Annotated in this window: 11 protein-coding genes; 6 read left to right on the top strand and 5 right to left on the bottom strand. The window is 52.9% G+C overall.

The features are described 5' to 3' along the window. Positions 1-14 precede the first annotated feature (14 nt). A complete protein-coding gene (locus tag FHS16_RS13255; RefSeq protein ID WP_183562794.1) occupies positions 15-560 on the top strand; it encodes a glutathione peroxidase in 546 nt (181 codons plus the stop codon). Between the two features lie 1,084 nt (positions 561-1,644). On the opposite strand, the gene FHS16_RS13250 is transcribed toward FHS16_RS13255, so the two are convergent. Beyond that, entirely contained in the window at positions 1,645-2,226 is a 582-nt protein-coding gene (locus FHS16_RS13250; protein WP_183562792.1) for a hypothetical protein, read from the bottom strand. Position 2,227: 1 nt separating this feature from the next. Next, positions 2,228-2,764 (bottom strand): hypothetical protein, encoded by a 537-nt coding sequence (locus tag FHS16_RS13245; protein WP_221226340.1) that lies wholly within the window; start codon positions 2,762-2,764, stop codon positions 2,228-2,230. 374 nt (positions 2,765-3,138) lie between these two features. Between FHS16_RS13245 and FHS16_RS13240 the strand changes: the two genes are divergently transcribed. The 5 genes from FHS16_RS13240 to FHS16_RS13215 are packed head-to-tail and all read left to right on the top strand — an operon-like array spanning position 3,139 to position 10,843. Next, complete coding sequence (locus tag FHS16_RS13240; protein WP_183562790.1) at positions 3,139-3,465, top strand: DUF6385 domain-containing protein; 327 nt, start codon at positions 3,139-3,141, stop codon at positions 3,463-3,465. A gap of 52 nt (positions 3,466-3,517) precedes the next feature. Then, complete coding sequence (locus FHS16_RS31750) at positions 3,518-5,167, top strand: DUF6385 domain-containing protein (protein WP_246431746.1); 1,650 nt, start codon at positions 3,518-3,520, stop codon at positions 5,165-5,167. Between the two features lie 48 nt (positions 5,168-5,215). Beyond that, positions 5,216-7,366 carry a glycosyltransferase family 2 protein gene (locus FHS16_RS13225; protein WP_183562788.1) on the top strand — a complete coding sequence of 717 codons (2,151 nt, stop codon included), beginning with the start codon at positions 5,216-5,218 and terminating at the stop codon, positions 7,364-7,366. Next, on the top strand, positions 7,323-8,870 hold the full coding sequence (locus tag FHS16_RS13220; RefSeq protein ID WP_183562786.1) for a tetratricopeptide repeat-containing glycosyltransferase family 2 protein: 1,548 nt from the start codon (positions 7,323-7,325) through the stop codon (positions 8,868-8,870). The genes FHS16_RS13225 and FHS16_RS13220 overlap by 44 nt, the downstream gene beginning before the upstream one ends. Next, positions 8,867-10,843, top strand: a complete 1,977-nt coding sequence (locus tag FHS16_RS13215; RefSeq protein ID WP_183562784.1) for a glycosyltransferase family 2 protein — start codon at positions 8,867-8,869, stop codon at positions 10,841-10,843. The genes FHS16_RS13220 and FHS16_RS13215 overlap by 4 nt, the downstream gene beginning before the upstream one ends. A gap of 80 nt (positions 10,844-10,923) precedes the next feature. Here FHS16_RS13215 and FHS16_RS31745 read toward each other — a convergent pair whose 3' ends face one another. The 3 genes from FHS16_RS31745 to FHS16_RS13200 are packed head-to-tail and all read right to left on the bottom strand — an operon-like array spanning position 10,924 to position 14,315. Beyond that, the gene (locus FHS16_RS31745) at positions 10,924-12,339 is read right to left on the bottom strand and encodes a glycosyltransferase family 4 protein (protein WP_246431745.1); all 1,416 of its coding nucleotides are present in this window, start codon (positions 12,337-12,339) and stop codon (positions 10,924-10,926) included. Beyond that, entirely contained in the window at positions 12,336-13,079 is a 744-nt protein-coding gene (locus FHS16_RS13205) for a glycosyltransferase (protein WP_183562782.1), read from the bottom strand. The genes FHS16_RS31745 and FHS16_RS13205 overlap by 4 nt, the downstream gene beginning before the upstream one ends. 21 nt (positions 13,080-13,100) lie before the next feature. Continuing rightward, on the bottom strand, positions 13,101-14,315 hold the full coding sequence (locus tag FHS16_RS13200) for a hypothetical protein (protein ID WP_183562780.1): 1,215 nt from the start codon (positions 14,313-14,315) through the stop codon (positions 13,101-13,103). Between the last annotated feature and the right edge of the window lie 83 nt (positions 14,316-14,398).

Below are 14,398 nucleotides of genomic sequence, written 5' to 3'. Positions count from 1 at the left end.
GGAGGCAATAAACAATGGGTATTTATTCTTTTGACGTAGAAACTATAAAAGGCGAACAACAAAGCATGGAGCAATATAAAGGCAAGGTGCTGATTGTTGTCAACACGGCAAGCAAATGCGGCTTCACTCCGCAATATTCTGATCTGCAAAAGCTATATGTAGAATATAAGGATCAAGGTCTTGAAATACTTGGATTTCCAAGCAATCAGTTTGCGGAGCAGGAGCCAGGTACGAACTCCGATGTGCAAAGCTTCTGCCAGCTCAATTACGGCGTCACGTTCCCGCTCTTCGATAAGACGGATGTACGGGACGAAACGGCTCATCCTTTATTCAGCTATTTAACTGAGGAAGCTCCTTTCGCAGGATTCAATACGAGCGAGCCGAGCGGCAAAATGCTGAATGCCTTTCTAGAGGAGAAGCTGCCTCATTACTTAGAGGGAAATTCCGTAAAATGGAATTTCACTAAATTTCTAATAGACCGCGAAGGAAACGTCATTAAACGGTTCGAATCGACCGATGAACCACTCGCGATGAAGGCCGAAATCGAAGCTCTGCTTTAATGCTCCCTCAGTTAAAAATGAAATACATGCGGCTTCCGGGCGAAAAAAAGCCCATAAAATGGCTTTTTAGGTCGTTTTTGAGCAGAGAAATGGCATTTCGGGCCAAATCCTCTGAACAACATGTACGTCATTTCGACAAAAGCTCGTTCCAAAGATGCCGGCTGTGCTGAACATGCGAGCCCGTTCGGCTCCATGAACGCGTGAAAAAGGCGATTGTCTTCGGACAATCGCCTTTTTGTTTACTATTCCATTTGTTATACCTCTGAATCTTCGTACCAATTGGAATGATGTTCCGGCTGTACATCTCGCGCGAGTAACATAAACGAATCATGCGCTCTTTATGTATCTTGCAAGAATAACGTTTATGAACCGTATTTCCTCTTTATCCACCGAAAGGCTATCGTTAACGAACCCGTACATTCTCTTTGTCCACCGTATGAAAATCGTAAACGAACCCATACATTCTCATCGTCTACCGTATGAAAATCGTTAGTGAAGCCGTATTTCCTCTTTATTCACCGTATACCCGCACATTCTCTTTGTCCGTCGTAGGACTATCGTTAACAAACTATACTCCTTCTGCTCCTTCGTATGGCTATCATTATCGAATCGTACATCCTCTTTATCCATCATAAGGCTAATGTCAGGGTGCCATGCTTCCTCTTTATCCATCATAAGATTATCTTCATGAACCGAGCTTCCTATGCCCCTCTTGTGGCTATTGTTTACTAGCAGTGCTCCCTCATTTTCAATTCATATCAATCTGATAAGACGGTAGGTGGTGAGGTTGTATTTAAACAGAAACAACAAAGCTCTAATGCCATCCTTCAATGCGAAATGGATGGGGAAGAATATAGGTAATGTCTAAGGAATTAATGTTGAAAATATGCAATTAAAATAAGAAAAATATTTAACATCTCCTTTATAAATTGATGATTATATTCTGTTTATTGAATAAGATTGGTTGCGAATAGATAAAAACGTTTGGCGAAAATGGATCTACATATGTCTGAATTTTAAATAGTCTTTGAAGTTTTTTCATGTGTGAAAAAAGTTATTTTATTTCAGTTTATTTAAAGCGGGTTTATCCTTCCCACCAGGTTAAATTCGCTCTCGTTCCAAGCACGCCAAGCAGGGTTAAGGAGCCTCTTACATTGACGACAAGCCATTGTCCTGGAGGAATGATGATTCCACCCGTATAAGTAAATCGGAAGGGGGAGGGGAAAGCCGGATAAATCATAAATGTGTTCCCGCCAGATGGCGCGCTTGTAGACGAGGTTGCTGCCGCGATGCCCGCTACGGGGCTGGTTATATAAAGATTCGAGGCCGTAATCGAAGAAGGGCTTGCAAGGGTTCCTCCGCTTAACATAGTGACCTGTCCGCTAAAGCCTGATAACAGGCTAAGTGATACATCAATTGTGCCCCCAATGCTCGCAACGTGAATATTTGTTCCGCTACCGGCGGGGTTATTAAGCCTTATTGTCGTATTCACGGTGCCGCCTAATATTCCCAAGCTCGCGCTGGTAGAGGCATCCGTTGAGAAATACCGCGCTGCGCGTGCGGCGCCAGTTGAGGGAGGCGCGGCAGCTCCAGGCTCCTGATAGCCATTCACGACTTGACCGTACAGCTCATTGCTGGGATTGTCCATGGGATTAGTGTTCGGCATATTAGACCTCCCACCAAGCGATATTTGTCGCCGCGGTTATTGCACCGGGTCCAAGCGATAACGTAATGGAACGGTTGGGCGGGACTATAATACCGCCTGTGAATTCTAGATTGAACATGCCTGCAGCCATTGGTAGTGACATGAACTGAGTCGGGGTACCCGTAACGGTGCCCGAAGAGGTTCTAGCCGAAGCGATACTCGTTGTCGTGTTGCCGAATTGACAGTTGAAGGGAGTAGGCGTTGTACCCCCTGTGACGGTTCCCCCAGCATACAAAATGAGAGTAGCCGCAGCGGTGGTCCCACCGGAAATTCTCGAAATGTAGAGCGAGCGGCCACTTAAGTTGGGATTTGTAATTTGGACCAACTGATTGGAGCCTCCAGCTATAGCGGCGTTTGCGGTAGTAACCATAAACAGCCGACCATTGCTTGATGCGTCTGCTTCTGGCGGGGCTATAGAGGCAGAGGAGCTGTAAGGGTTATTAATGAGTGTATAAAGCGGTTTATTCTCGGTGTTGAAGACAGAATTGTTTGTCACCATGAATCACCTCGTTATCTACTGACATGCTTGTATTTCTAGTAGTATATGGCGTTTCTTGCTTGATTGTATGGGGGAATACGGAGAAAACATGATTTGGGCGTATCGGTGGCGGAACAATCGCCGTTTCGAATTTCGTAGAGTTGACATAGATTATCGAAGCATGGACACGAGGGGAAGAAATGCAGATGCCAAAATCGGCGAATCGGTGTGAAAGGACTGGTAGGAGAAGGGGCTGCAGCAAGGGGCGCAATAAGGGAACCTCAGCAAAGCCGGGAAAATCGAAGTGCAAAGCAACAAGCAATTCTAAATGCAAATCAAGCTGCAAATCAAAATGCAAATCAAAATGCAGTCATCGAAAGCATAGGGAGAAATGTGTGCCCAGCGGTTTTTGTGAAACGGTGTATAAGGATTTGCAGACGAGTGATCAATTCAAGCCGCTCCCCATGCAAGATACCTCGAATAAGTCGATGTATTCGTACGCCATTGTAAACCGTGGGGAAAATCCGGCTGTACTTAGGCTTGAAGTGGGTCCCAACGGCTCTGATTACGCGATTGATATGGAGGGGGTAGTTGAAAAAGGGGTTACGGAGATCGTCGTCCCTTCAAAATTTATGCGCTACTCCAGACTTACATTGAAATCAAAGCAGAAGGGGCAGCCGACAAAGCTGCAAGTTTATTTTCAAGCACAGCTGGCTAGGTGACCTGTTCTCCCTCGTGGACGTTCCTATTCCAACAAGAAAAAGGTGAAGAAAAATGCCAAACTTCTCATCGTTTAACCCCAATCCGGATAATCTGCGCACGCTCATATTCGGGAAGGACAGTACGGATACCGCACAGGCTTTAGCGACGGACACCGCTGGCCATATCGTGAATATTATGTTAGACGGAACGATCAGCAATCTTATGGGTGTTACGATTACGGCGGGTACCCTCAGCACCATCAACAGCGTAATGGGAGCAACGATCACGGCAGGAACGATAACGAGCTTGCTGGGAGCGACAATTACGGCCGGTACGATCACGAGCGTGTTAGGTACGACAATCACTGCAGGGACTATTAATAGCGTACTCGGAGCGACAATCACTGCGGGGACAATTAACAGCGTACTCGGAGCAACGATCACGGCGGGAACGTTGGATGCGGTTAATAGTGTGCTGGGAGCGACGATCACGGCAGGAACGATCACGAGCGTGTTAGGCACGACAATTACAGCAGGAACGATCAACAGCGTATTAGGTGCAACGATCACGGCGGGAACGCTGGATGCGGTTAATAGTGTGCTGGGAGCGACGATCACGGCCGGAACGATCACGAGCGTGTTAGGTACGACAATTACAGCAGGAACGATCAACAGCGTACTCGGTGCAACGATCACGGCGGGAACGCTGGATGCGGTTAATAGTGTGCTGGGAGCGACGATCACGGCCGGTACGATCACGAGCGTGCTAGGCACGACAATTACAGCAGGAACGATCAACAGCGTACTCGGTGCAACGATCACGGCGGGAACGCTGGATGCGGTTAATAGTGTGCTGGGAGCGACGATCACAGCAGGAACGATCACGAGCGTGCTAGGCACGACAATTACAGCGGGAACGATCAACAGCGTACTCGGTGCAACGATCACGGCGGGAACGCTGGATGCGGTTAATAGTGTGCTAGGAGCAACGATCACCGCAGGAACAATCACGAGCGTGTTAGGCACGACAATTACAGCAGGAACGATCAACAGCGTACTCGGTGCAACGATCACGGCGGGAACGCTGGATGCGGTTAATAGTGTGCTGGGAGCGACGATCACAGCAGGAACGATCACGAGCGTGCTAGGCACGACAATTACAGCAGGAACGATCAACAGCGTTCTCGGAGCAACAATCACGGCGGGAACAATCACGAGCGTGCTAGGCGCGACAATTACAGCAGGAACGATCAACAGCGTTCTCGGAGCAACGATCACCGCAGGAACGATCACGAGCGTGCTAGGCACGACAATTACAGCAGGAACGATCAACAGTGTGCTCGGTGCGACGATCACCGCAGGAACGCTGAGCAGTGTCACGTCGATATCGCAGAAGAGCTTCCAGGAGACGAGCAGCTTGAACATCGTTACGGCAGACGCCTTTACAGCATTGCCGACTGTAACGACGAGCGTTTTCGGGACGTATTCATTCTTCGTTTACAACAGAGGTCCTGGCGCGAACACTGCCGATGCACGAGTTGAAATCAGTGCGAATGGAACGAACTGGTATGCCGATGTGGATACGGTGACAGGCGTAGCTGTCGGTTCCGTGGATGTACTTGTTCCGCAGCGGTTTTTGAAATATACAAGGCTTGCGTACCGTTCGAGCGCAACGGGATTGCCGACAACGATTGATGCTTATTTCAACGGGCAAGGGACTTAACGCCTCTGACTTTATCAAATGCTTAAAAAAGATGTGGGAGGGTATCGCATGCTGCTCGGGGTACATTTAATTGTACGTAACGAGGCGGATGTGCTGGAACGCTGTTTAAAAAGCGTGAAGGCATTCGCGGACGAAATCATAGTGGCAGATACAGGATCATCGGATGAAACGAAACAGATTGCGCAGAGCTTTGGTGCCCGGGTTCTCGAGATGGAATGGGAAGATGATTTCGCCGAAGCTCGAAATAAAGTTCTCTTGAATGCACGGACCCTATGGGTGCTTGTTCTCGACGCCGATGAGTGGGTGGACTGCCCTGTCCAGATTGGCATGCAGTTAAGGGAAGAGCTGAAACACACGCCGGAAGCAGCTTTGCGGGTAAGGATGGAGCATATGCTGGAAGCGGATGCCGCAGGAGCCAAGATCCGAAATGAGGCGCTGAGAATCTTCCGGGCTGACCGGGGCTTTGCTTATACGGGAGAAATACATGAACAGCTCGTCCGATTTGCAGGGAATAGAGCCGGGTCAAGCCGGCAGATGGATGTGGATGGACCGCTTTCCCAAAGCGGCATCGTCATTCGGCATGACGGCTATATGCCAGCCGTATTGGTGCGCAAGGAAAAGGCGATTAGAAATGAGAGGATCATTGCGCGGCAGCTGTCCAAGCGTCCCAATGATCCTTTTTGCCTGTACAATTACGGAGTAGCGTTATGTCAGCTTGGAAAGCTGGGTGAGGCCTGCCAAGCTTTTGGACGCTCGCTAGCCGCAGTAGGGGTAGAGGCGCCTTTCCGTCCTACGCTCGTGAGGGACTATGCAAAAGTGCTCTTGGCTCTTCGGCGAACCGAGCAAGCGGAAGTCCTTCTCGAGGAGGAAACGCTGCGATACAGCGATTATGCGGATTTGTTCCTTCTGCAAGGTGATGCGCTGCGCGCAGGCTGCAGGCTGCACGAGGCGGCTCATGCCTATGAAGCGGCGATAGAGGCGGAATCGGTTGCAGGCAACGGCTATCTAGCGGAGGCTGGAGCGGGAGGCGTGCTTGCGCATATCGCGCTGGCGGAAATTTGGCTTGAGCTCGAGCAGCTGGATAAAGCACAACTAATGTTCGAACAAGTGCTGCTGGAGAAACCATCCATGGAGCGTGGATACAATGGCTTAGCGGCATGCCGGCATGCAGCGGGAAAATCCGATTCGGAAATTCAGGAAACGCTGTTATCGGCAGCGGGCAAGCTGCCAGAAGGCCAGCTACTCATTGCCCGATCATTGACCAAAATCGGTGCTTTCGGTACAGCGCTGCCTTTATGGAGAATATTGGATTCATTTCTTGATGCTGGCGAATGGCTGCCTGAGGATGTCTGTCTGTATGCTAGGGCATTAATTGGCGAAGGGCATCTGGCAGAGGCGGCAGCGAAAATGAATGATTTGCAAAAAGGGTCCGCCATTGAAAATGAATCGCGGTTTATGGAGACCGCGATTATGGATATTGTTTTATGCAGCTGGAATGAAGGGCTAGCGCTCAATCTAAAGGATGAGGGAATCCTTCTCCGAAGGTTGAAGGATGATGACCGGCTTGTCTTAAGGAGCATAGAGGCTGCGGTGCTGAAGTTTTCAGTTCAGGAGATGCCGCAAGCTTCACGGCAAGAGAGCAAGGCGGCATGGAGCAGAAAACTAATGGAGCGGGCTGTTGCGCTAGGCATGCTTCATTTGGCCGATCAAATGGTTCAAGCGGATGAGCAGTTGGACTTGTTTTTTGAGCAAGCGCTTTATGATGATGGCTACAAGGATGCAGCGGCAGATAGGATGCTGCGCAGCTATGCAGCGACAGGTGAGCTAACGGGTGGACAATGGCTTCGGCTCGGAGAGCTGCTCCATATAAAAGGGCTATATAGTGAAGCGCTCGGAATGTTTGAGCGAGGCATAGCTGTGTCGGAGCTCGCAGAGCAGGAGCCATTGGGAACCACAAGGCGGTTGAGGCTTGGAGCGGCTGCTGCAAGCTTGCGTCTTGCTCTGGAGGCACTGAAATTGGCCGGGCCGCAAGGAAGCCGGGTGTGGGATGGAAGCTGGGCAGAGCCTGACGATGTCAAGCTGCTTGCCGCACTGCAGCGCATCGATGCCTTGGGCTGGCGCACGAAATGGAATGGCATGCAAAGGAGGCGGGCGAATGGTCAAGCCGCGGAAGCTAATTTCCTTATGCATGATCGTTAAAGACGAAGAGCTTCATCTTCCTCGATGCCTTACAAGCGTGCAAGGCATCGTTGATGAAATTATTGTGGTTGATACAGGCTCTACGGATCAGACGGTTGCCATTGCGGAGCGTTACGGTGCGCGTGTTGTGCTTGCGGAGTGGGAGCATGATTTTGCCAAAGCGCGAAATACGGGTCTAGCTTTGGCGCAGGGAGATTGGATCTTATTTCTTGATGCTGACGAGGAGCTTGATACCCATACCGGCAAGCAGCTGTTGGCAGAGGCTTGCCAGCCTGTTCAAGGGCTTTTTCTGCAAATATGGAATGTAACCGGAGCGAATGACGACGAACGCGGGGGTACGGTTCATCCTGTTCTTCGCATGTTTCGAAATGACGACTTGGTCCGTTTCGAGGGGAGCATACATGAGCAGATCGCAGCATCGTTATTGCGGAGATGGCCGAGGGCTGTGTTTCAATTAACAGATACGAAAATTATCCATTACGGCTACAGGCAGGATATCGTTACCCAGAAGAATAAGCTTCAGCGCAATATGGAACTGCTTGAGCGCGCGGTGCAGAAGGAACCGGACAACAGCTTCCACCAATACAATATTGGCGTTGAATATTTGCGGGCGGGCATGCCTAGCAAGGCGCTGGAAGCCTTCCGATCTGCACGCCAGCAGCAAGGTTTTGAACAGCTGAGCTATGCGCATTTGGTCGTGAAGTATGAGGTTCGGAGCCTATTGTCTTTAAGCCAGTGGGCGGAGGCGGCAGATATTGCGAGGTTAGGGGCCGCACAATTCTCCGACTATCCAGATCTTCATCATTATCATGCGTTGGCGCTGGCTCAATGCGGGCAGCTGCATGCAGCCGTTTCCTCTGCGGCAGCGGCGCTCGGAATTGGGGCGGCACCTCCTCAATATCATACGGAGGACGGCATAGGCACATACCGCACGTCGTATATGTTAGGTCGTCTAAAAGAGGTTCAGCTGGATACGCAGGGCGTCGTTCAGGCTTACATTGCCGCACTCCGTTTTCATCCCACACTTACGCCCCCTTTATACAGGCTTTGCAGATACTTGCGAATCGCTGGCGAGGAAGCTCGCATCGCATCGATTCTTGCGGCTCAGCTTGCCTGCCGCAGCGAAGAGGCAGTCATTAAGGTGGCTGCCATTATGTCGGCAAGCGGCTGTTTGCAAGCGGCTAAGGCTTGGGTCAGCTGGCATGCCGTTCAGCTTGGCAGCGAAGCTGCGGAGGTTCTGGCCCGGTGGACCAAGCAGGCGGAGCATGGGGCAGTGAAAGCTGAGGATGAACAACAGGAAGAACCTGGCGAACGATATGCAGACTTGTGTGAACGCGCAGACCGCCATTTGGAGCGGCTGCAGCTCGTTTTAAGCCCTGACACAGGCATGAGGCAAAATGTTGTGCCGTTTGTATCGCCTCCCGCGGAAACGTTCCCTGTTAAAGCGCTCGCCATGATCCGGCTGCTTCTCCCTTGCGAGGAAGGCTGGAGGATTCGCGGATGAAGAAGGGGGAGAATCAGGAAGGAAGTTTAAAGCTTAGCGGTCTTGAAGGGAATCAACTGCCTGTCTCGCTGTGTATGATCGTGCGGAACGAGGAGTCGTTTTTGCCGGCTTGCCTGGCTTCGGCCATAAACTATGTATCGGAAATCATTGTGGTGGATACGGGATCATGCGACAACACGATAGAAATCGCTGAGCGCTTCGGAGCAACGGTTGTCTGCATAGAGTGGAGCGATGACTTCGCGGCGGCCCGCAACGAAGGGCTGAAGCTGGCTGCTCAGCCATGGGTGCTGGTCCTGGATGCCGATGAGCGTTTGGATGAATCCCCGCTTCAAATATGGGAAGACTTGCTTGCGAATCAAGCGTTTGCGGGTTACTATGTGAGGCTGTGCAGCTGGATTGGGGCGGCGATAACGAGTGAGCGGCAGCTTGAGCCAGCCAAATCCTATATAAGCGATGCGGTATGCCGCTTGTTTCGCAATGATCCGCGCATCCGCTTTACGGGCGCGCTGCATGAAGAGGTAGCGACGAGCGTGTCGGAGCTCGGAGCGCAAAGGCTGGGTTACGCACCGCTTACTGTCTGGCATGAGGGCTATCGTCCTGAGGTTGTGGAGGCAAAGGGCAAGCGGGAGCGGAACGGGCGAATTCTCTTGCAGGCGATTGGGCGAAATCCGGAAGATGCCATGCTTCAATATGCGATGGGAACGGAATGCTTTACTTATGGCAATTGGAGTGGCGCGGCTGCATGGCTGGGGCCGCTTGCCCAGTCGCTAAAGCCCGAACAGGGCTATGCATCCGATCTTTTATTGAAGCTGAGCCATGCGCTGCGCCTTTTAGGAAGGCCTGACGAAGCGGAGACATGGGCAAGAAACGGGATTGAGAGGCTGGGATTCGCGGATTTCCCGGATTTGTACGAAGCGTTGGCATTGGCATTGCTGGAGCAGGATAAAAACGCCGCTGCGCTTCGCGTGCTGCAGCAAGCTTTGGAGCTTGGCTTGACGCCAGCCCATTATTCGACGGCGCCTGGAGCGGGCAGCTACCGGACGCTGTTTACTTCAGGACTTGCTAATGAGCGGATATATGAATGGGAGAATGCATGGAATAATTATATGCGTTCCGTTTCTCTGCAGCCTGCTTATATGCCGGCGTGGGAACGGATGGTGCTGCTAGGTACAGTCGATGGGCGATACAGGCAACGATTCTTGGGGGCTGCTGCCGAGTGGGCAATTGCCGAGGAATCAGGAAAACAATCGTTTCAGCAGATACGTTCGGCGCTCCTTGAACGGGTGGCGGATGCAGGGTTTATGCAGACGGATGACGGCTACAAAGACGAGCGATCGGATTTGGTTATTAATGGGCTGGTGCTTGCTGCTTTTAATGAAGAAGACGATATGCATATTTTATTCTGGCGAGGGTTGTTTAGTGTGCAGCAAGGCCGATTGGAAGAAGGTCGCCTGCTGTGGGAGCAGTTGCCGGAGAATGACGAGCGGCGCGCTGTTTATTTGAAGGCGCTGGAGCTTCGCGGGGTGGAGGCGCCGGGGGTTTGGGCGCCTGCAACGGAGCAAGCGCTGCTGCGCGTCGGCGCTTGGCGAGCATGGAGCGCGTTCCGCGCTGCGAGCGACAGCGCTGCGGCTCTGCCGCCGCTGCAGTGGTGCGCGGTTATTCGCGCACCGCAGGCTTGCCGCGCTGCGCTGCGCAGCACGCTCGCGAGCGGCAGCTCTGCGCCCGCGCGGCTCGCCGCGGGCGTGCTAGCAGCCGCCGCAGCCGACTGGCGCGCGGCGGCGGGCAGCTTTGGCGCAGCCGCGACTGACGCGGCGGCTGCGCCATGGGTTGCACGCGCAGCCGCGGCAGGACTTGCGGCTGCATTCGCGGCGCGCGCTCGCGCCGCGCTGCCAGCGCCGGCATGTGCGGCGCTGCCGGTGCTGCAGATTGAAGCGGAGCTCAAGCTGAGGGCTGTATCCGCATTGTTTTTTTAGAATCATCCTGCTGTCTATGATCGATGCAGCGGGCGGGAGGCAACGGAGCATTTGCTGCGCGCATTCCACCTGCTGCGCCATCAGTCCCGCTGCAGCTTCTCCCGCTGCGCTTCAATAATAGCAGACCACTGTGCATGCCATTTGCGCTGGTCAAAAGCAAGTGCAGTAAGCCGTGCGAGCTTCCCCATTGAGCGGCGCAGCGCATCATCGTCCATCAGCGTTTTTACGGCAGCTGTCAGCGTTTCAGCCTGCGGCGGGACAAGCCGCCCGTTCAAGCCGTCGATGACGATATCGTTCAAGCCCCCGACGTTGCTGGACACGACGGGAATGCCGCAGCTCATCGCTTCCAGGCAGGCAAGGGAGGTGCCCTCTGAGAAAATAGTCGGAATGACCGCGATATCCGCATTCCGATAAGCCATGCGAACTTCATCAAAGGAATAGACGCGATGCTCAATTCTGTCGCGGTGCGGATGGGAGTCCAGCCACAGTCGAAAAGCTATCGCGACCGGTGTTTTCTCGACTAGCTCTCCGGCGAATTCGACGGTCACGCCGGGGTATTCCTGTAGGAGCGACGTGGCTACCAGCATCATCGGCACAATGCCGCGCTCGAAGCTAAGCCTGCGCGGAAACAAAACGCGAAGCTGCGTAGAGCGCGCTCCATCGCCCTCAATACGCTCTTTACTCTTTATACCCCGACTGCCCTCAGTACGCTCGTTGCTCTCTATACCTCGATTGCCCTCTATACGCTCGTTGCTCTCTATACCTCGACTGCCCACTATACGTTCGTTGCTCTCCATACCTCGATTGCCCTCTATACGCTCGTTGCTCTCCATACCTCGATTGCCCTCTATACGCTCGTTGCTCACTACACTCTCTGTTCCTTCATTACTTTCACCCTTACTAGCTAGACCGTCGCCTTCATCGCCGCCTGCTTCCTCCATTGGCGTAAACCACTCCGTGTCCACGGCGTTCGGAAGCAAGATAACGCGAGTAGGATCGGGATAACAGCATACGGACCGGCAATACGTCAGAAACTGCGAGTCTACCGAAACGACGAGGTCCAGCTGGAGCACGGCCTCGTGAATGATGGCGGCTACCTCCTGCTTCGTGTCGCGAGGCATATCATGCCGATCCCAGCTAATGCCATGGCAAATGCCAATGCTGCCCGGTCGATATCGAATCGGATGCCAGATGCAACTGCCATAGATGAGGATGCCTTCCGAGGCTTCCGCCATTTCCTCAAAAGCAGCGGCGATTTTATCCGTTTCATAGGTCCAGCCGCGTACTTGTACGCCTTCGTAGACCGTATTGAATGTACCGTAATAAGAGAGCTGATAGACGATAGGCTGCAGCCCCATCTTCATAATGACGCGGCACAGCGAATGTATGTACCGTTCGAGCCCCCCGCCGAACGGTCGTGTAATATTTTGCGTATAGCCGTCCAGATAGCTGTGGGTCAGAATGGTGACGGTGTCCCGCTTCGGCTCATTCGTCATTCCATCGCCTCCTCATGCCAGCGCACAAGGCGGGGCTTTGGATCGAGTATCGATTCATAATGCGCGAGGCTGCCCCACTTGCCGAAAGGATCGAGCTGCTTGTAACGCTCGTATTTGGCTCGTCGGTCGGCCTCGCTGCCAGCCCAGCCGAGATGCTTAATTCGAAATTCCGTGCATACTCCCGGAAGAGCGGCGGCAGTGACCGGCAAGCGCGGGACATGATGCTCCCACTGCGGGTAATAATAATGAAAGCCTGGCAAGTAGCGGATCAAGGTCATCGTATGCCGCTTGTGCAGCGTCCACCATTCATCCTCGCGGTAATGGGTCAGCGAGCCCCAGAAATCATATATGCGATAGCCTACCCAGTCGTACTGGTCTTGGTTAATGAGCTCTCGAATGGACAAGGCGGCACGCTGTTCATAGATTTCGTCGGCATCCACGGAAAGGATCCAGTCGGGGGAGGTGACGACTGCTTCATCCCAAAGCCGTTTTCTCAGCTGCCATTCCGTGCGGAACAAAGAACTCTCCAGACGGACAAGCCTCACTACCTTGCTGAAGGAGCTGCACAGCTCGCAAGTGCCGTCGGTGCTGGCGTCATCGACTATGACAATTTCGTCGACAAACCGAGACAGCTCGGCTAAAACGGCTTCCAAATAGCGCCCTTGCTCATTCCTGACCTGCATGATCGCAGTCAGCTTATTGCCGCTTTTTTTGCGCCGCCAAATGCGTCCGTCGTCCATTGCGATGTCCTCCTCCTCAGCTTAATCATGACTGCTTTCAAGACCGGATCCCCTGAACAGCTCTTGAACGGCTGAATCCAATGCGGCAATCTCGGCGATATTTCCCAGTGCTTCTATCCGGTGTTCAGCGGCCTCTAAAAAGCGATGAATCGCCTCATGCCTATGTCCCGCAAGCAGAGCCGCTGTTCCGCGAAGCAGCAAATATTGCTGCTCGTCATCGCCTTGCCGCAGCTGCTTATTCGCCGTCCTTCGGAGGGCTTCATTAAGGCGTCCCGTTTGGATACAGCATTCGATCGACAGCCGCTGCGCCATCGGATCGGCATTGAGCAGCTCGAGCCTCTCCATGGACTGCTTGAAATCATCATTCAACCGGTAGAGGAGCGCGCCTGCGAGCCCGTCTTTCCCGTCATTCAGCCATTCATCTAGAAAATCGACCGTGCGCCTTTCCTCCTCGGTCACAGCAGAGAAGCTGTAGGTTTGCACGGCCTGTCTGGTGAGTCCTTGCTTCAACTCAATGGCGGACAAAAACCGGTAGTAGGTAGACAGCGCATCCGCTTTGCCTTCTAAGACGGCAAGCTCGAATGCCGCAAGGACTGCCTCTCTTGCCCGTTCCAAATCATAGACAAGGTAACGATAGACGGCATGGAAGAAATAAAGCGAGAGCTTGTCACCGCTAGTGCGCTTGGGATCGCCGGACAGCTGCTTGCTGTGCCATTCCGCAAGGCAGCGCTGCTGCAAACGAACGAGCGGCTTCGGGGAGAAGCCGCTAAGCATCCAGCCGAAGGCTTGCCTTGCCAGTAAATCAGTCACCTCGTCGCGCCCGTCGAGCAAGAATACATGCTCCATGCAAAAAGCCTGCTCCAGATAATACGGCTCCGCATCCGTAATGATCAAGTCGGCATGGGCGCATAGCCACTTTCGGCATTTTGTCCAAAGTGCCGGTTCGCCCTGCTGCGGGGAGTCCGGCATAGCAATCAGCTGCTTGGGATCTGCGGCCATCGCTGCTTGTATCCAGCAGGGATGCAGAACGACAGCGGCTGCTTCTTCCCAGTCGAACGTTTTAACTTGTTCTAGCGATAACGTTTGGACTGCGACGGATGCCTGCGAGGAGACCGGCTCCGCAGATACGATATAAACGAGATGCTTCTTGCCAAGCTCTTCGAACAGTCTTTGAAAAGGGGCGGGGAGATTATTCCAGCCTCCGTCTGGGAATATCACAAAGGAAGAAACAGCCACTGTCTTATCACCTTCCATCGGCTCGTGTCATGTTCGTGTATTCACTTTGTATGAAGCCTATGCGGACGCTGCATGTACGCATG

The sequence above is a fragment of the Paenibacillus endophyticus genome, assembly GCF_014192395.1.
Lineage (GTDB): Bacteria > Bacillota > Bacilli > Paenibacillales > Paenibacillaceae > Pristimantibacillus > Pristimantibacillus endophyticus.
The sequence above is the reverse complement of the archived record's forward strand: the minus strand, read 5'-3'. Positions and strand labels throughout refer to the sequence as shown.